The organism is Streptomyces sp. NPDC028289 (assembly GCF_055565975.1).
This window is the reverse complement of the sequence record NZ_JBVHTI010000002.1, coordinates 551,628-567,607: the sequence shown is the minus strand read 5'-3', so window position 1 is coordinate 567,607 and position 15,980 is coordinate 551,628. Positions and strand designations below refer to the sequence as shown.

The following is a 15,980-nucleotide window of genomic DNA, read 5'->3' as shown; positions in this document are numbered from 1 at the left end:
CCTTCCGTAACGCGTTACTCCGTCACGTGTGTGGGTGCTGGTGTGCGTAGTGCTGACGCAGCAGGTCCTTGCCGTAGTCACCGCCGTTGGGGGTGCGCACGATGGTGTGCACGTGGTACGGCTCGGGTTCGTCGTTGTCGAGGAAGATGCCGGCGTGGTTGTCGTACTCGATCAGCACGACCGGACTGTGCACCCGGTAGTAGAAGGGCGCGTGGGGTTCCCACGTCCCGATCCACCCCAGGTGAGTGTCGTCGAGGAAGCGCTCGATCTGGTTGCGGCGGTGCGCACGAGGCGCTGGGGGCAGGTTCTCCAGGTAGGGGTCGGTGAGCGAGAGCAGCAGCTCTCGCTGGCCCGGCGTCAGCCGGTCGCCCGCCAGACCGACGTAGGGGAGCACACGGTTGTCCCGGCCCGCTGCCGCGCGGTGGCGGCCGTCGACGATGCCGGACAGCTCGGGCGGAAGGTCCGCGGACAGCATCGAGCCGTACAGCAGGGCCCGGTCGCGCTGCGCCGCGCTCAGGGACTCCATGAACTCCCGGGCGCGCTCGCGATGGTCGGAGAACACGGCCTCACCGCCGAACTCCACGCCGAGGAAGGTCGGTGTGAGCACCAACTGGCCGCCGATGAAGACCGCGTGGAGATCGATGTGGTGCCCCGCGAGCTGCCAGCCCCACGGCTGCTGGAGCGAGGGCTCGCCGAACAGGGTGAACCGGTAGCAGTACTCGGTGAGTGTGTCCGGGTACTTGCCGACAAACGTGCCCAGTTGGGCGTTGAGACGCATCGCCTCGCGCAGCAGCTCGTAGCCCTCGGGGCTGACGGTGGCTTCGATCACCGACAGCGCCGCCTCACGCGCGCGCCCGGGCAACTCCTGCAACAGCAGACCGTGTTCGGGGAACGTCAGAAACGCGTTGGACCACACCCGCCATTCGGTGGCGTCGACCGGCAGCACGCCGAGCGCCTGTTGCTCTGCCGTGAGCTGATCCAGATAACCCCGTGCGTTGTGCACCGCCTGCTCTGTCGGTGCACCTTCGTCGGTCAGGGTGAAGAGGTCGGTCAGGGGCTGCCCGTCGGTCGTGATCCCCACGAAGGGATCGCCGGCGGTCTCCCCCACCGGCGGCAGCTCCGCGCCCGCGACGAGCTTCATGATCGCCGCCACACCGGCGTCGTCGGAGAAGTCCACCGCGCCCCGCTTCAGCGCCAGGCGCTCCGGGCGCGGCCGGTACCCACCGCGCAGATCGGTCATGACCGCCCCGCTCCGACCTGCTCGAAGACGGACTGAGGGCCGGTGGCATCGTGGCCGTTGGCGCTGAAGTCGACACCGCTGTCCCAGGGCTTCACCGGCTCCGGCGCGGGCGAGAGAACCGAGATGTGCTTCTCTGCCACCGTGCCCGCGTTGTACTGCCGGTGCGGTACGCCCGCGGGCAGCACCACCAGCGTGCGGGGGCCGACGACATGCTTCTCCAGAGCGATCTCGACGGTCAGTTCCCCCTCCAGCACCAGGTAGTACTGGTCGAAGGCGTGGATATGAGTGCCCGGCCCGGCCCCGCCGGGAGCGACTTCCATGTAGTTGACGACGGTGTGCCGCGCGCCGGTCGCAGGACCGGCCAGAGCGACCATCTTGAGACCCGGCATCGGCTCGTCCAGGGCGTCGGGATCGACGCGCCGGGTGTAACCGGGGTGGTCGGTGCGGTGGGTGGCCGGTACATCGTCGGGAGAGTCCACCATGTACGCCAGCTGGGCCATCGGCCCGGGAGCGGGGATCAGCATCTCGAAGTGGGTCTCGGCTCCCGGCCCGTCGTTCCAGTTGCGGTGTGCCAGCCCCGCCGGGATGAACACGAGGGTGCCGGCACTGATGTGCTGGACCTCGTGCCCCAGTTGCACGTTCATGGTGCCCTCGACCAGGTAGTACAGCTGGTCGACGTGGTGGTAGTGCAGACCGGGGCCGCAACCTCCTTCCTCGATGTGGCTGTTGATCAGGATCGCGCTCTCCAGATGGGAGAGGAACTGCGCGCGGTAGCCGGGGAACCCCGTGTCGATGGCCTGGTCCGGGTCGAAGGGGCGGACGTACTGCATGCGGGTCGGCGGTGTGCTGGGCGGCATCGGCCTACTCCTGCGTCGTCGTGTGGGTCTCGTGGTGTGCGCGGCTCAGCGGGAGAAGGCGGCCTCGACGTCCTGGGTGGTGACGATCTCGCCCAGCAGCGTGAAGGTGTCCAGGGCGGCCTGGTGCGACTCGTCGCTGGCCGCCGAGCACGCGTCGGAGACGATGAGGGTGCGGTAGCCGTGGTTGGCCGCCTCGCGGGCGGTGCCCTGGACGGCGTGGTCGGTGGCGACCCCGGAGAGGACGACGGTGTCGATGCCCTTCCCGCGCAGGATGCCGTTGAGGTCGGTGCCGTGGAAGCCGGTGAGGCGGGTGTGGGTGATGACCAACTCGCCGGGCTCGGGGCTGAGTTCCTCGATGTGATCAGCGCCGCGCGTTCCGTCGACGAGGGCCTTGCGCTCTTCCACCAGGGCCAGCAGAGGGCAGTTGATGATCAGATCGCCATAGCCGGGCCGGAAGGCCGTCCGGATGTGGATGACGGAGGCTCCCGCGGCTCGGGCCGCCCGGGTGAGCAGCTGGTTCTTGGCGATGACACCGTGCCGCTGCACGCCCTCGGCGAAGAACGGTCCGAAAGCACCCTCGGGTTTCACGATGTCGTACTGCCAGTGGATGTTGATCACGGCGGTACGGGCTGGATCGAACTCGGTCATGTGTCCTCCGACTGGCAGGCCCGCGGGCGTCCGGTTGACCGCTGAGCAACCATGTTTCAGATCGCAACATGACAGTCCACTGCTGTCAATAGAAATGTTTGTTTTCAAGACAGACATGTCTGTGTTACGTTCATATTGGCTCCTCAAGGGCGTCGCCGGATGGTTCGCGCGCGCCCCGGTATCTGATCCACCCGGCCGGGATCGGCCAGGTGACCCAAGTCTCAGCGCGTTGTGACTCCGCTCGAATCGGTCCGCCGCAGCTTCGAGCTGTCAGCCGCCCGGGGATCTGCCCGCCGCGCGTGCCTGCGGCGGCGACATGGTCCCCGCCTGACCGGAAAAGGACTGCAACAATGGCATGGACATCACTACCGGCCTCACCGAGCGGCTCTGCCGGGAGTGGGGCGACCCTGGAAGCCGCCCGTTTCCGCGACGTCCTCTCCGCGGTGCCCACCAGTGTTGTCGTGGTGACCGCCCTGGACCGCGGCGAGCCGGTCGGGCTGGCCGTCGGCACCTTCCTCTCGGTGTCGATGAATCCACCACTGGTCGGGTTTCTGCCCGCGGCGACGTCGAGCAGCTTCCCCCGCATACGACAGGCCGGCGCCTTCTGCGCGAACGTGCTGACCGTGAACCAGCAGCACGTTTCCCAGGCGTTCGCCACCAGTGGCGCCGACAAGTTCGCCGGCCTGTCCTGGCGTCCGGCACCGGTGACCGGCTCGCCGGTGCTGGAGGGAGTGGCGGCGTGGATCGACTGCCGGATCACGACCCTGCACGAGGCCGGGGACCACTTCATCGTCATCGGTGAGGTCGCCGACCTCGATGCCGCGCCGGAGGAGACACCGCTGGTGTTCCACCGTCGCCGCTACACGGGCGCCGTCGGGCCGACCGCGGCCTGAACGCCGTACGTCCCGCCGGAGGTTCACGGGGCGTAGGCCGCTGCTGGCGGAGCTTCGCGGCTCACACCGCAAGAAGGATCGCAGGTGGTCGTCCGCACCGCCGATGCCCCCGACCGGCCGGTCTCAACGGAGGACCCCGACGAACGGGCGGTCCCCCGTCGAAGGCGTCGGCCTCGACACGGCGCAACCGCGCGCCGGAATCCATGAGGAGAAGCACCGATGAAGCTGCTCACGTACCGCATCGGCGACAAGGTGTCGTTCGGCGTTCTCTCGGCCGACGGCGTCATCGACGGCGCCGAGACACTCGGCGGGGAGGCCACCTCGATCCGAGAGCTCCTGGAACGCGATCTCACGGGGCGACTGGAGCGGCTCAGCGCGGGCCGCGAGGCCACCCACTCCCTGGCCGAGATCGAGTTCCTCCCGCCTGTCCCGGACCCGGCGAAGATCCTGTGCGTGGGCGTCAACTACGTCGACCACCGCGACGAGACCGGGCACGTCGACAAGCCCGAACACCCCACCGTCTTCAGCCGGTTCGCCGACACCCAGGTCGGACACGAACAGCCCGTCGTCCATCCGCCGAACACGAGGCAGCTGGACTACGAGGGAGAGGTCGCGATCGTCATCGGCCGTCATGTGTCGGTGATCGAGACGGACGCCGACGCCCGGGCGGCGATCGCGGGACTGTCGGCCTACAACGACCTGAGCGCACGGGACTGGCAGTTGCACAACAGCCAGTGGCTGCCCGGCAAGAACTTCCGCGGCGTCGGTTCCTTCGGTCCGTACCTGGTCACGCTGGACGAGTTCGACGACCTCGGATCGGTACGGCTCACCACCCGGGTCAACGGCGAGCTGCGGCAGGACGCCACGCTGGACCAGCTCGTCTTCGATTTCACGGCGATTCTGGGGTACGTCACCGGGTTCACTTCCCTGAATCCCGGCGACGTGATCGCCACCGGAACGCCTGGCGGTGTCGGACTGGCGGCGAAGCCGCCGCGTTTCCTCGCCCCCGGCGACGTGACCGAGGTCGAGGTGTCGCGCGTCGGGGTCCTCCGGAACGAAGTCGTGGCGGTACCGAAGGACGCGCGGTGAACCGGCGTCCCTGGCTGAACACGTATCCCGGTGATCTCCCGAGGCAGATCACTCCCGAGTCCGAGTCGATGCTCGAACTGTTCGCGACCACCGTCTCCAGGTTCCCCGACAGAACCGCGATCGCCTATTTCGACGGCGCCGTGTCCTTCCGAGACCTCGACCAGCACTCGGACGCCCTGGCGATCGCCCTGACGGAGGGCGGCTTCGCCGCCGGCGACCGGCTCGCGCTCTACACCCAGAACAACCCGGCCTTCGTGGTCGGCCTCCTCGCGGCCTGGAAGGCCGGTGGTATCGCGGTTCTCATCAACCCCATGAACAAGACGCGCGAACTGTCCTACCTGCTCAGGGACTCGGGCGCGACGGCCCTGCTGAGCCTTGACGATCTGTACGTATCGGTTGCCCGTGAGGTGCTCGACGGCGGGCAGACCGAGGTACGGCAGGTCTTCGTGGCATCCGCACGCGACGACCAGAAGCGCGACGACGGGCGCGTCATCCCCGTCGCGGAGCAACCGGCGGTCTCCGGGGCCCTCCGGCTGACGGACGTGTTCTCCCGACACGGCGACCGCAAGCCGGCACCAGTCAGCGTGAACGCCGAGAAGGCGGCGGTCCTGACCTACACCTCCGGCACGACCGGAGTACCGAAGGGGGCGATCAACACTCACGGCAACCTGGCCTTCAACACCCACACCTACCGCGAGTGGATGAAGCTGAGCCAGGACGACGTCGTGCTCGGTATCGCTCCGCTGTTCCACATCACCGGGCTCGTCGGGCACGTCTGCGTCTCGTTGGTGATCGGCTCGAAACTCGTGCTCGCTCACCGTTTCGACGGCAGGGTCGTCCTGGACGCGATCCGCGAGCACCGGCCGACGTTCACCGTCGGCGCCATCACCGCCTTCAACCATCTCTCCGGACTGCCCGGAGCGACAAAGGACGACTTCGCGTCGCTACGGGTGGTCTACTCCGGCGGCGCACCGATCGCACCTCAGCTGCGCGACAAGATCCTGGCCCGCACCGGGATGGACATCCACAACTGTTACGGGATGACCGAGACCACCTCGCCGACACACGCCGTGCCGCTGGGTGTGGCGGCGCCCGTCGATCCCGACACGGGCGCTCTGTCGATCGGCGTGCCCGTCTTCAACACGTCCGTGCGCATCATCGACGACAACGGCACGGAGCTGCCGCCGGGAGAGACCGGCGAACTCGTCGTCTCCGGTCCGCAGGTCACCCCCGGCTACTGGAACAAGCCGGCGGAGACGGCGGACAAGTTCGTCGACGGCGAGCTCCACACCGGTGACCTAGGCCTGATTGACGAAGAGGGCTGGTTCTACCTGGTCGGCCGGAAGAGCGACATGATCATCGCCTCCGGCTACAAGGTGTGGCCCCGGGAGGTGGAGGACGTCCTCCTCGGCCACCCCGCCGTCCGTGAGGCCGCGGTGATCGGCGTCCCGGACGAATACCGCGGCCAGACGGTCAAGGCGTTCGTGTCCCTGCAGTCCGGGCGAACGACCAGTCCAGACGCCCTCATCGTGTTCTGCAAGGAGCGTTTGGCGGCCTACAAGTACCCCCGTGTCGTCGAGATCGTCGACGAACTGCCCAGGAGCCCGGCCGGCAAGATCCTGCGGCGCGAGCTGCGGTGAGGACCGAGAAGGAATGAGCAGATCATGAACGACGCCGTCATCGTCGCCGCCGTGCGCACCCCGGTGGGGAAGCGCGGCGGTGCGCTGTCGTCCATCCACCCGGCCGACCTGTCCGCCCACGTCCTCGAAGCTCTCGTCGAACGCACGGGAATCCACCCGGCGCTCGTCGACGACGTCGTGTGGGGATGTGTCAGCCAGGTCGGGGAGCAGACCTTCGACATCGCCCGCACCGCGGTTCTGTCAGCGGGTTGGCCCGAGTCCGTACCGGGGACCACGGTCGACCGTCAGTGCGGCTCCTCGCAGCAGGCCGTGCACTTCGGAGCCGCGGGACTCATAGCCGGCTACTACAGCGTGGTCGTCGTCGTCGGCGGTGTGGAGAACATGTCCCGGGTTCCCATGGGGTCCGCGGCCGCGACCGGCAATCCGTTGGGTGAACGATACACCAAGCGCTACGGCGCCGAGTTCCCGAACCAGGGCATCGGCGCCGAGATGATCGCCGACGCGTGGGGGCTGTCACGGACCCAGCTCGACGAGTTCGCGCTGACCTCGCACGAGCGCGCGGCCATCGCCACGGATGCCGGACTGTTCACCACGGAGATCGAACCCATCGTGGCGGCCGACAAGATGGTCACGACGGACGAGGGCATACGACGCGGCGGGACCCTCGACAAGCTGAGCACGCTCCGCCCGGCCTTCCGCGAAGACGGCCGCGTCACCGCCGCCAACTCCTCGCAGATCTCGGACGGAGCGGCCGCGTTGCTGATGATGACGAGCGAGGCGGCGGCCGCTCTGGGGCTGACGCCGCTCGCCCGCATCCACACGGCGGTCGTCACCGGCTCCGCGCCGATGCCGATGCTGACCGGCCCGATCCCGGCGACGCACAAGGTGCTGGCCAAGTCCGGAGTCGGCCTCGACGAGATCGGCGTCTTCGAGGTCAACGAGGCCTTCGCCTCGGTGGTGCTGGCCTGGGCGGCGGAGTTCGACGTGGACATGGCCCGTGTGAACCCTCGCGGCGGCGCCATCGCACTCGGCCATCCTCTGGGCGGATCCGGGGCCCGGCTGATGACCACCATGCTTCACCACATGCGCGCCGAGAACATCCGGTACGGCCTGCAGACGATGTGCGAGGGCGGGGGCCAGGCCAACGCGACGCTTCTCGAACTTCTCTGACGGCGTGAACCCCACGGACTACAAGAACCACACGAACAGCACGAAGCCCCCTTTCTCAGGAGAGAACTCGCGATGAACCTGTCCTTCGACTTCACCGGCCAGTCCGTGATCGTGACCGGCGGCGCGCGAGGTATCGGTCTCGAACTCGGCCGGTTCTTCGCGGACTCCGGTGCCGACGTCTTCCTCATCGACTACGACGGCGAGGAGGTCCGCAAGGCCGCGGCCGAGGTGGGAGCGCGAGCCATCCCCGGTGACGTCAGCAGCACCGAGGACATCGACCGGGCCGTCGAGCAGGTCATCACCGAGACCGGCCGGATCGACGTCGTCGTCAACAACGCCGGAATCCTGCGCGACAAGGTCCTGTGGAAGCTCACGGACGACGACTGGGAGAGTGTCCTGGCCATCCACGCCGGCGGCACCTTCCGGCTGACCCGCGCCTGCGTTCCGCACTTCCGCGCCCGGGGCTACGGCCGCGTCGTCAACGTCACTTCCTACACGGGTCTGCACGGCAACACCGGTCAGGCGAACTACGCCACCGCCAAAGCGGGCATCATCGGATTCACCAAGACGGCAGCCAAGGAACTGGCCCGGTTCGGGGTCACCGTCAATGCGATCTCCCCCAACGCCGAGACCCGGATGGTCGCCTCCATCCCGGAGGACAAGAAGGCCGAACTGGCGGCGGGCATCCCGCTGGGCAGGTTCGGCGACGCTTCCGAGATGTGCGCCGCGGTGGGCTTCCTCGCCTCCCGCGAAGCGGGGTACGTCACCGGCGTCGTCCTGCCCGTCGACGGCGGGATCTCGATCTGATCAGGAGGCACGTTCGATGTGCAGGGGAACCGACCGGATGGACTCCGCGGCCTGAAGGATCCGGTAGAGCTCCGACGCACCGACGTGAATCACTTTGAGGACCGCCTCCCGTGCACGTTTCTCATCGCGGGCAGCCAAAGCTTCAAAGAAGGCGCTGCGCCAGCGGACGTGAGCGCGGTCCAGGAAATTGTCATGCAGCAGTCCGAATCTGAAAACTCGTTCCACATGCGTCGCCAAGGGAAGCGCCATTTCCGTCATCACCGGATTGCCGCAAATCTGGACGAGGTAACGGATAGGCGCTGCCTTCATCAGGTCAGGATTGAGTTCGGACGCGGGGCGGCCGCCCGGTGCCGTCGTCGTCACCAATTCGGCGAACGTGGCGATCTGCTCGTCAGTGGCGTTGCGGATGATCAGCACCACCAGCGACGGGGCGGTCAGCTCGAAGGCTTCGAGGATGTCCTGGACACTCTGCAGCGTCATCGGGGTGACCTGCCATCCCTTGCGCTTCACGGGGCGGGCGAACCCGGCCGCCTCCAGGCGCTGCAGCGCCTGCATCGTCGGCGTCCGCCCCAGGCCGAGCGACTCCGAGAGCTCGGACGCCTTGATCCATGTCCCAGGCGCCAGTTCGCAGCTCACGATGGCCTCGCGGAGCGTCTCATAGGCCTTGTCGCTCATCGACCGTGCCTTGCTCTGCCTGCCGTCCCCCATCATCGTCATAGCTGTATTATAAACGAAGATCCGTGTGTACCGGACGGCTCCGCAGCCGACTTTTTCGGCACTGTAATTCGTTCGAACTATTCGGCTTGTTTCTCGCCGACCACACTGTGATCTCGCTCCGCGTTTCCATGTGGCACTACCGGTCTCTTCGGGCCCACGTGGCGACGATATGGCACGGTCGGCCGGCGGCGGCCGCATTCACCGAACTCGCCGCCGCCCACACCGCGGGCGCAGAGACGGCGACGCACCCGCCGCTTCCTCTGCCGCGTGCACGCGTTCACCACCCGCGGCATTGCGGCAGGAACTTGGCCGGATCTCCGTATCGCGCACCAGGAACACCGGGCAGCCTCCGGGCCAGAGTGGCCTGGTCGGCCGCGAAGGAGCGCGACGAGTGGGTCGGCGGCCACTGACCGGGCAGCGGCCGCCCACACACTCGGCCTTGACGTCCGGCGTGATGCCGCACATCCTCGCGGGCGGGTCGGCGCCCCGCCATAGCGCTTCGGCACGAAGAGCTTGAACAGTCCGGCGCCCTCGATCGCCTTGATGTTCCACGCGGTCAGCCGAGTCCGTCGGCCCCCACCTGGACGGCGGACTCGTCCAGCAGGGAGCTGCTCACCGGCTGCTGCCGCCCGTCGAGGTCGAGGACCGGGGTCGCCTCCTTGTACCAGGACTCGATCACCGCGTTGCCCCAGAAGTCACGGCGGCGGTCGTCGTGGACGTTCCACCGGTACGTCTCGTGGTCCGGGTCGCCGGTGTAGTAGTCGGAGGTGTAGATCTCCACCCGGTGGCCGTCGGGATCGCGCAGGTAGACGTAGAAGGCGTTGGAGACACCGTGCCGGCCGGGCCCGCGCTCGATGTGCTTCTCCGCGTGCAGCGCGCCGAAGATGTCCGCGGTGCGCAGCACCTGGTGGGACTCGTGGGTGGCCACCCCGAGGTGGTGCAGGCGGGGGCCCGCGCCGCCGGTGAAGGCGACGTCGTGGACGGTCTGCTTGCGGTACATCCAGGCGGCGTACAGCTCGTGCTCGTCACCCTCGATGGTCTCCGAGCAGCCGAAGCCGAGGGACTTGTAGTGGGCGTATGCGGCGGGGATGTCGGGGGTGCAGATGTTGAAGTGGTCGAGGCGTGCGATCTGGGCGCCGCGGTGGAGGTCGTAACGCTGGATGAGGCGCTCACCCCGCTCGATCTCGTGGAAGAACTCGACCGGGAAGCCGAGCGGGTCGACGACGCGTACGGCGTCTCCGACTCCGACCGTGCCCTCGCCCTTCTTCAACCGCTTGACGGGGCGGCCGAGTTCGGTGAAGAACTTCTCCGCCTTGTCGACGTCCTCAGGGGTGCGGACCCGGTAGGAGATGTGGTCGAGAGCGGCGACCTCGCCCTTGCGCAGCACGAGGGAGTGATGAGTGAGCTCGTCGGTCCCGCGCAGGTAGACCGAGTCGGCGTTCTCGTACTGGACGTGGAATCCGAGCATGTCCACCCAGAACCAGCGGGCCCTGGCCAGGTCGGTGACGGCCAGCTGGGCGTAGGCGGAGCGGACGACGTCGGGTGCCGGGGTGCTCATGAGGCGGCTCCGAATCGAGGGGTGTGGACGTCACCGAGCGCGACGTGGACGATCTTGGACTCGGTGTAGAAGTCGATGCTGTGGGCGCCCCCCTCGCGGCCCACACCGGAGGCCTTGACTCCCCCGAAGGGGGTGCGCAGATCGCGTACGTTGTGCGAGTTGATCCAGACCATGCCGGACTCGACGGCGTGCGCGATGCGGTGGCCGCGCTTGAGGTCCGAGGTCCAGATGTACGCGGCCAGGCCGAACTGGGTGGCATTGGCCAGCCCGATCGCCTCGGTCTCGTCGTCGAAGGGCGCGACGGCCACGACGGGGCCGAAGATCTCCTCCTGGAAGATACGGGCGTCACGGGACACGTCGGCGAACACGGTCGGCTGGAGATAGTTGCCCTCGGTGAGGTGGTCCGGGCGTACGCCGCCCGCCACGAGCCGGGCCTCCTTCCGGCCGATCTCGACGTAGTTCAGGACGCGCTCGTAGTGCTCCGTGTGGACCAGTGCCCCCACCTCGGTGGCGGGGTCGGACGGCAGGCCCACCGTGACCCGCTCGGCGCGCTCGGCGAGGCGGCGGGTGAACTCCTCGTACAGCGGGCGCTCGACGAGCACCCGGGAACCCGCCGTGCAGCGCTCGCCGTTGAGCGAGAACACGCCGAAGACCACGGAGTCCAGGGCCGCCTCGATGTCGGCGTCGGCGAAGACGACGACCGGGGACTTGCCGCCCAGCTCCATCGACGTGGTCTTCAGGTGCTCGGCCGAGGAACGGATGATGTGGCGCCCCGTGTCGGTCGAGCCCGTGAAGGAGATCAGGGGTACGTCCGGGTGGTCGACGAGGGCCTGCCCGGCCTCCTCACCGATGCCGTGGACGATGTTCACGACTCCGGCCGGCACACCCGCCTCGGCGAAGATCTCCGGCCAGAGCGAAGCCGAAAGCGGCGTCCACTCGGCGGGCTTGAGGACGAGCGTGCAGCCGGCGGCGAGGGCCGGCGCGAGCTTCCAGCTCTCCAGCATGAACGGGGTGTTCCACGGGGTGATCAGGCCGGCGACCCCTACCGGGGTGCGGACCACGTAGCTGAACTGCTCCTCTCCCTGCCGGAAGGCCTCCTCTCCGAGCGCGACGATGACGTCGGCGAAGTAGCGGAAGTTCTCCGCGGCGCGCCGGGCCTGGCCCTTGGCCTGGGTGATCGGCAGACCCGAGTCGTACGACTCGAACCGGGCGAGGCGGTCGTGGCGGGCCTCGACGGCGTCGGCGACGCGGTACAGAACGCGGGCGCGCTCACGGTTGGAGATTCCCGACCAGCCGGGGAAGGCGGCCCGCGCCGCCTCGACGGCCCGCTGGACGTCGTCCCGCGCACCCCGTGCGGCCTGGGTGTAGGCGGTGTTGGACACCGGGTCGGTGACGTCGAAGGTGCGGCCGTCGGCCGCGTCGACGAGTTCGCCGCCGATCCAGTGCCGGATGGTCGAGGGCAGGCCCTCGGGGGCGGTGCTCACTTGTCGGCTCCGTTCTGCTGCGTTCCGAGCTGCTGCGTCAGGTCCCCGCCCTCGGCGAGGAGGGCGCGGATACGGGTCAGGCCCGGGGCGGTGGGCGTGATGAGCGGCGGCCGTACGTGCGGCGAGGCGATCCGTCCCTGCTGGGCGAGGACCCACTTCGCCGGGGCCGGGTTGGTCTCCACGAACAGCAGGTCCACCAGCGAGTGCAGGCGGTAGTGCAGGTCCCGTGCGCCGTCGAAGTCCCCCGCCTCCCACAGCTCGTACATCCTCGCCACGGCGCCCGGCGCCAGGTTGGCGACGGCGCTGACGAAGCCGGCGCCGCCGAGGGCGAGCAGCGGCAGGCAGAGGAGTTCGATGCCGGACCACACCAGCAGCGAGCGGCCGCAGGCGTGCAGCACGCGGGAGAAGTGCTCGAAGTCCTTGGTGGTCTCCTTGACTCCGACGAAGTTGTCGAAGTCGGTGAACAGCCGCTTCACCGTCTCGGGGGCGATGTCGACCGCCGTGCGGGAGGGCACGTTGTACGCGACGATCGGCAGGTCCGGGAACTCCCGGGCCACCCTCGCGTACCACTCGTAGAGGGCCTCCTGCGTGGGCCGCGCGTAGTACGGCGTGATGACCAGGGCCGCGTCGGCGCCCAACTCCTGGGCGGCGGCGGTGAGTTCCAGGGTCTCGTTCAGCTTGTGGGAGCCGGTTCCGGGCAGGAAGGGCACCCGGTCGCCGATCTCCTCGACGGTGGTACGCATCGCGGCGATCCGCTCGGCGACGGTCTGTGCGCTGGGCTCGCCGGTGGAACCGCCGAGCGAGATGCCGTGCGAACCGGACTCCAGCTGGAAGCGGATCAGGGAGCGCAGGCTGTCGTGGTCGACGGCGCCCTCGTCGGTGAACGGGGTGACGACCGGGGCGATGGATCCGCGGATGGCGGAGGGGTCGCTGCGGAACTTCATGCGGGTTCTCCTTGCGAGGCTTGCGAAGGGTCATGGCTGCGGCGCCACTGCTCGAACGGTTCGAGCCAGTCGGGACCGAGGGGATACAGCCCGTCGACGCTGTGCCCGGCACGCACCTGCTCGGTGATGAAACGCTCCCGCAGCTCCTGCTCCCTGCAGTCGGCGATCAGCTCCTCGGCCAGCTCGGGTGGTACGACCACGACGCCGTCCGCGTCACCGACGATGAGGTCGCCCGGCTGCACCAGGGCGCCGCCGCAGGCGATGGGCACGCCGGTGTCCCACGGGACGTGGCGGCGGCCCAGGACGGAGGGGTGCTCCCCGCCGTGGTAGACGGGCAGCCCGAGCTCGGTGACCGCGGCGCTGTCGCGCAGGCCGCCGTCGGTGACGATCCCGGCCGCCCCACGCATCTGGGCACGCAGCGCGAGGATGTCGCCGAGGGTCCCGGCGGAGGTGTCACGGCGGGCGTCCATGACGAGCACGTGGCCCGGCCGCAGCTCCTCGATCGCCCGCTTCTGGGCGTTCATGCCGTTGCCGTACTTCTTGAACAGGTCCTCGCGCAGCGGCAGGTAGCGCAGGGTGTGCGCGACGCCGACCATGGTCCGGTCCGGCAGCGTGGGGCGGACGCCGTCGATGGACATGTGCGGCAGGCCGCGGGCACGGAGCTGTGCGCTGAGGGTGGCGACGGCGACCGAGCGCAGTCCCTCCTCGACCCGCTTGTCCAGCAGGGGCGCGGGAGTGTACGCCGTCCCGTAAGCGGCCTCCCGCTCCGCCGCATCGGCCTTGGGCATCGCCCCGTACGGCTCCAGGGCGGGCCCGGCGGCGACGGGATTGCGCAGGCGTCCGGTGGACAGCCCATTGCCGGACACCTCGACCTCGACCACGTCACCCGGGGCGACCACGGAGGCGCCGGCCGGCGTGCCGGTGAGGATGACGTCCCCCGGCTCCAGGGTGACCTGCCTCGACAGGTCCGCGATCAGCTCGCCGAACGGGAACAGCAGCGTGTCCGTGGTGTCGTCCTGGACCAGTTCGCCGTTGACCCAGGTCCGCAACCTCAGGGCAGCCGGGTCGAGTTGGCGTGCGTCCAGCAGTCGCGGCCCGAGCGGCGTGAAGCCGTCTCCGCCCTTGGAGCGGAGGTTGGAGCCGCGGTCGGCGTAGCGCAGGTCGTACACGCCCGCGTCGTTGGCGGCGGTCACCCATCGCACGTACTGCCAGCCGTCCTCGGGCCTCACCCGCTGCGCGCGCGAGCCGATGACGAGGGCGATCTCGCCTTCGAAGCCGAGGAGTTCGCATCCCTCGGGGCGGACGAGCGCCTCCTTGGTGCCCGCCAACGACGAGGGTGGCTTGAGGAAGTAGGAGGGATGGGCGGGGATCCGGCCGCGCTCCTTGGCGCGGCTGGGGTAGTTGAGGTGCAGGGCGATGATCTTCGACGGGGGGTTTCCGAGCGGGTGCGTCATGTCGTCCGCCCGGGATCAGGCGCGGTCGAGGAAGGCCTGGACCCTGGCCTTGTACGGTTCGCGGTCGTAGCTCTTCACGTACGCGCCGGCCATCCGGACCGGGTCGCCGAAGAAGTAGTACTCGTACAGCGCCTGGCGGCTGGAGAACGCCGAGATGCAGGTGTCCCACACCAGGCGGAAGAGCTTGACGCGCTCGGGGCCGGTCAGGGTGGCGGACTGCAGGTACGCCTCGATGTCGGCGGCGGCGGGGCCCTCGATGTCGAGTTCGGTCGGGGTGGCCATCAGGCCGGAGGCGCCGAGCTTGCGCAGGATCTGCGGGAAGCGCTGGTAGAGCTTGGGGTAGAGGTTGCGGGCCGCGTTCAGCGGGGCGAAGGCCGGCGTGAGGACCCCGTACTCGTTGACCTCGGCGTCCGCCTCGGCCGCGCGCAGGAAGGCCCGCAGCATTTCCAGGGTGGTGATGACCTCGGCAATGTCCTCCTGGACGTGCTGGAACTGCTCGATGCCGATGGCCTCCGTCAGCAGCGACACCAGGCCGAGGACGTACTCGGTCTTGGCGGTGGTGCGGGTGACGACCTGGTGGGTCATGTGCACCACGGACGAGGTCCGCGAGTAGAAGCCGTTGCACAGCTCGGCGTCGCCGAGGGCGAAGCAGCGCTCGTAGGGCACGTGCACGTTGTCGAAGACGACCACGCAGTCCGACTCCTCGAAGCGGGAGGCGAGGGGGTGGTCGTGGCGCGGGCGGTCGTAGTCGAGGGGCTCGCGGGCGATGTAGCGCAGGCCGGGGGTGTCGTTGGGGATGGCGAAGGCGTACGAGTACGGCTTGTCCTCAGGGGTGCCGCGCAGCACGGTCGAGGGGAAGACGAGCATCTCGTCGGCGAACGGGGCGATGGTGGCGAGCATGCGGGCGCCGTGGATCACGACCCCGTTGTCGTCCTCCTTCACGATCCGCGCGGCCAGCTTGCCCCCGGCCTGCTGGGTGCCGGCCACGGACCGGTTGACCTGCGGCGGGATCAGCGTGTGCGTGCACAGCAGGTCCTCTTCGCGGACCTTCTCGTAGTAGCGGCGGATGTTCTCGCCGAAGGCCGGGTTCGCCTGGGCGAACCAGTCGGCGGCCGAGGCGAGCGCCATGAGCGAGCTGTTCATGTAGTCGCCGGTGCGGCCGAGCATGCCGTTGCTGTGGTCGGCCCACACCTTGAACGCCTTGCGACGCTTGACCAGGTCGTCCGGGGTCTTCGGGGCGAGGAAGGACGTGCCGACCGGCTCGCCGGACGTGGGCGAGGTGTAGGTGAGGACGTCCTTGTGCTCGTCCGAGTGCTGGAGGTCGAACAGTTCGGCGTAGGTCTGGACGACGTTGCGGAAGGCGGGGTGGTCCTGGATGCCGCCGGTGACGGTCTCACCCTGGATGTGGACGGTGGGGCGGGAGGCGGCGAGGCGCTCCAGGTATTCCTTGCCGGTGCGTGCGGCCATGGTGGTTCTCCT

The 15,980-nt window shown here is 68.8% G+C and carries 14 protein-coding genes; 5 read left to right on the top strand and 9 right to left on the bottom strand.

Annotated features, from left to right (window positions below; genetic code table 11):
• Positions 1–22 precede the first annotated feature (22 nt).
• From ACZ4UV_RS10475 to ACZ4UV_RS10465, 3 genes are read right to left on the bottom strand one after another with little or no spacing between them, the layout of a single operon-like run.
• Positions 23–1,240, bottom strand: coding sequence for a DUF3500 domain-containing protein (locus ACZ4UV_RS10475; RefSeq protein ID WP_316769185.1), 1,218 nt, complete (start codon positions 1,238–1,240; stop codon positions 23–25).
• A complete protein-coding gene (locus ACZ4UV_RS10470; protein WP_316769187.1) occupies positions 1,237–2,097 on the bottom strand; it encodes a cupin domain-containing protein in 861 nt (286 codons plus the stop codon). The genes ACZ4UV_RS10475 and ACZ4UV_RS10470 overlap by 4 nt, the downstream gene beginning before the upstream one ends.
• 45 nt (positions 2,098–2,142) lie before the next feature.
• Positions 2,143–2,745 (bottom strand): cysteine hydrolase family protein, encoded by a 603-nt coding sequence (locus ACZ4UV_RS10465; RefSeq protein WP_467837322.1) that lies wholly within the window; start codon positions 2,743–2,745, stop codon positions 2,143–2,145.
• A 350-nt stretch (positions 2,746–3,095) separates the two neighbouring features.
• Here ACZ4UV_RS10465 and ACZ4UV_RS10460 point away from each other — a divergent pair, with 350 nt between their 5' ends.
• The 5 genes from ACZ4UV_RS10460 to ACZ4UV_RS10440 all read left to right on the top strand — a co-directional run bounded on the left by ACZ4UV_RS10460 (position 3,096) and on the right by ACZ4UV_RS10440 (position 8,344).
• Positions 3,096–3,638 carry a flavin reductase family protein gene (locus tag ACZ4UV_RS10460; protein WP_316769190.1) on the top strand — a complete coding sequence of 181 codons (543 nt, stop codon included), beginning with the start codon at positions 3,096–3,098 and terminating at the stop codon, positions 3,636–3,638.
• Positions 3,639–3,857: 219 nt separating this feature from the next.
• On the top strand, positions 3,858–4,727 hold the full coding sequence (locus ACZ4UV_RS10455) for a fumarylacetoacetate hydrolase family protein (protein WP_388915934.1): 870 nt from the start codon (positions 3,858–3,860) through the stop codon (positions 4,725–4,727).
• Positions 4,724–6,367, top strand: a complete 1,644-nt coding sequence (locus tag ACZ4UV_RS10450; RefSeq protein ID WP_316769194.1) for a class I adenylate-forming enzyme family protein — start codon at positions 4,724–4,726, stop codon at positions 6,365–6,367. Before ACZ4UV_RS10455 ends, ACZ4UV_RS10450 begins: the two co-directional genes overlap by 4 nt.
• 24 nt (positions 6,368–6,391) lie before the next feature.
• Positions 6,392–7,537 (top strand): thiolase family protein, encoded by a 1,146-nt coding sequence (locus ACZ4UV_RS10445; protein ID WP_467837318.1) that lies wholly within the window; start codon positions 6,392–6,394, stop codon positions 7,535–7,537.
• 72 nt (positions 7,538–7,609) lie between these two features.
• Positions 7,610–8,344: an SDR family NAD(P)-dependent oxidoreductase gene (locus tag ACZ4UV_RS10440; protein WP_316769198.1), complete on the top strand. Its 735-nt coding sequence runs from the start codon at positions 7,610–7,612 to the stop codon at positions 8,342–8,344.
• Here ACZ4UV_RS10440 and ACZ4UV_RS10435 read toward each other — a convergent pair whose 3' ends face one another.
• From ACZ4UV_RS10435 to hpaB, 6 genes are all read right to left on the bottom strand, one after another.
• Complete coding sequence (locus tag ACZ4UV_RS10435) at positions 8,345–9,061, bottom strand: GntR family transcriptional regulator (RefSeq protein ID WP_388915942.1); 717 nt, start codon at positions 9,059–9,061, stop codon at positions 8,345–8,347.
• A gap of 556 nt (positions 9,062–9,617) precedes the next feature.
• Positions 9,618–10,619, bottom strand: a complete 1,002-nt coding sequence (gene hpaD, locus ACZ4UV_RS10430; RefSeq protein ID WP_316769202.1) for a 3,4-dihydroxyphenylacetate 2,3-dioxygenase — start codon at positions 10,617–10,619, stop codon at positions 9,618–9,620.
• Positions 10,616–12,103, bottom strand: coding sequence for a 5-carboxymethyl-2-hydroxymuconate semialdehyde dehydrogenase (gene hpaE, locus ACZ4UV_RS10425; RefSeq protein WP_451017703.1), 1,488 nt, complete (start codon positions 12,101–12,103; stop codon positions 10,616–10,618). The genes hpaD and hpaE overlap by 4 nt, the downstream gene beginning before the upstream one ends.
• Positions 12,100–13,047 (bottom strand): 4-hydroxy-tetrahydrodipicolinate synthase, encoded by a 948-nt coding sequence (gene dapA, locus ACZ4UV_RS10420; protein WP_467837315.1) that lies wholly within the window; start codon positions 13,045–13,047, stop codon positions 12,100–12,102. The genes hpaE and dapA overlap by 4 nt, the downstream gene beginning before the upstream one ends.
• Complete coding sequence (locus tag ACZ4UV_RS10415; protein WP_467837313.1) at positions 13,044–14,501, bottom strand: fumarylacetoacetate hydrolase family protein; 1,458 nt, start codon at positions 14,499–14,501, stop codon at positions 13,044–13,046. The genes dapA and ACZ4UV_RS10415 overlap by 4 nt, the downstream gene beginning before the upstream one ends.
• A gap of 15 nt (positions 14,502–14,516) precedes the next feature.
• Positions 14,517–15,968, bottom strand: coding sequence for a 4-hydroxyphenylacetate 3-monooxygenase, oxygenase component (hpaB, locus tag ACZ4UV_RS10410; RefSeq protein WP_316769210.1), 1,452 nt, complete (start codon positions 15,966–15,968; stop codon positions 14,517–14,519).
• Positions 15,969–15,980: the final 12 nt, after the last annotated feature.

Excerpts from the sequence above, each read along its gene's own strand:
- ACZ4UV_RS10475 (WP_316769185.1), bottom strand. The coding sequence starts at position 1,240 with ATGACCGATCTGCGCGGTGGGTACCGGCCGCGCCCGGAGCGCCTGGCG.
- ACZ4UV_RS10470 (WP_316769187.1), bottom strand. The coding sequence starts at position 2,097 with ATGCCGCCCAGCACACCGCCGACCCGCATGCAGTACGTCCGCCCCTTC.
- ACZ4UV_RS10465 (WP_467837322.1), bottom strand. The coding sequence starts at position 2,745 with ATGACCGAGTTCGATCCAGCCCGTACCGCCGTGATCAACATCCACTGG.
- ACZ4UV_RS10460 (WP_316769190.1), top strand. The coding sequence starts at position 3,096 with ATGGCATGGACATCACTACCGGCCTCACCGAGCGGCTCTGCCGGGAGT.
- ACZ4UV_RS10455 (WP_388915934.1), top strand. The coding sequence starts at position 3,858 with ATGAAGCTGCTCACGTACCGCATCGGCGACAAGGTGTCGTTCGGCGTT.
- ACZ4UV_RS10445 (WP_467837318.1), top strand. The coding sequence starts at position 6,392 with ATGAACGACGCCGTCATCGTCGCCGCCGTGCGCACCCCGGTGGGGAAG.
- ACZ4UV_RS10440 (WP_316769198.1), top strand. The coding sequence starts at position 7,610 with ATGAACCTGTCCTTCGACTTCACCGGCCAGTCCGTGATCGTGACCGGC.
- ACZ4UV_RS10435 (WP_388915942.1), bottom strand. The coding sequence starts at position 9,061 with ATGACGATGATGGGGGACGGCAGGCAGAGCAAGGCACGGTCGATGAGC.
- hpaD (WP_316769202.1), bottom strand. The coding sequence starts at position 10,619 with ATGAGCACCCCGGCACCCGACGTCGTCCGCTCCGCCTACGCCCAGCTG.
- dapA (WP_467837315.1), bottom strand. The coding sequence starts at position 13,047 with ATGAAGTTCCGCAGCGACCCCTCCGCCATCCGCGGATCCATCGCCCCG.
- ACZ4UV_RS10415 (WP_467837313.1), bottom strand. The coding sequence starts at position 14,501 with ATGACGCACCCGCTCGGAAACCCCCCGTCGAAGATCATCGCCCTGCAC.
- hpaB (WP_316769210.1), bottom strand. The coding sequence starts at position 15,968 with ATGGCCGCACGCACCGGCAAGGAATACCTGGAGCGCCTCGCCGCCTCC.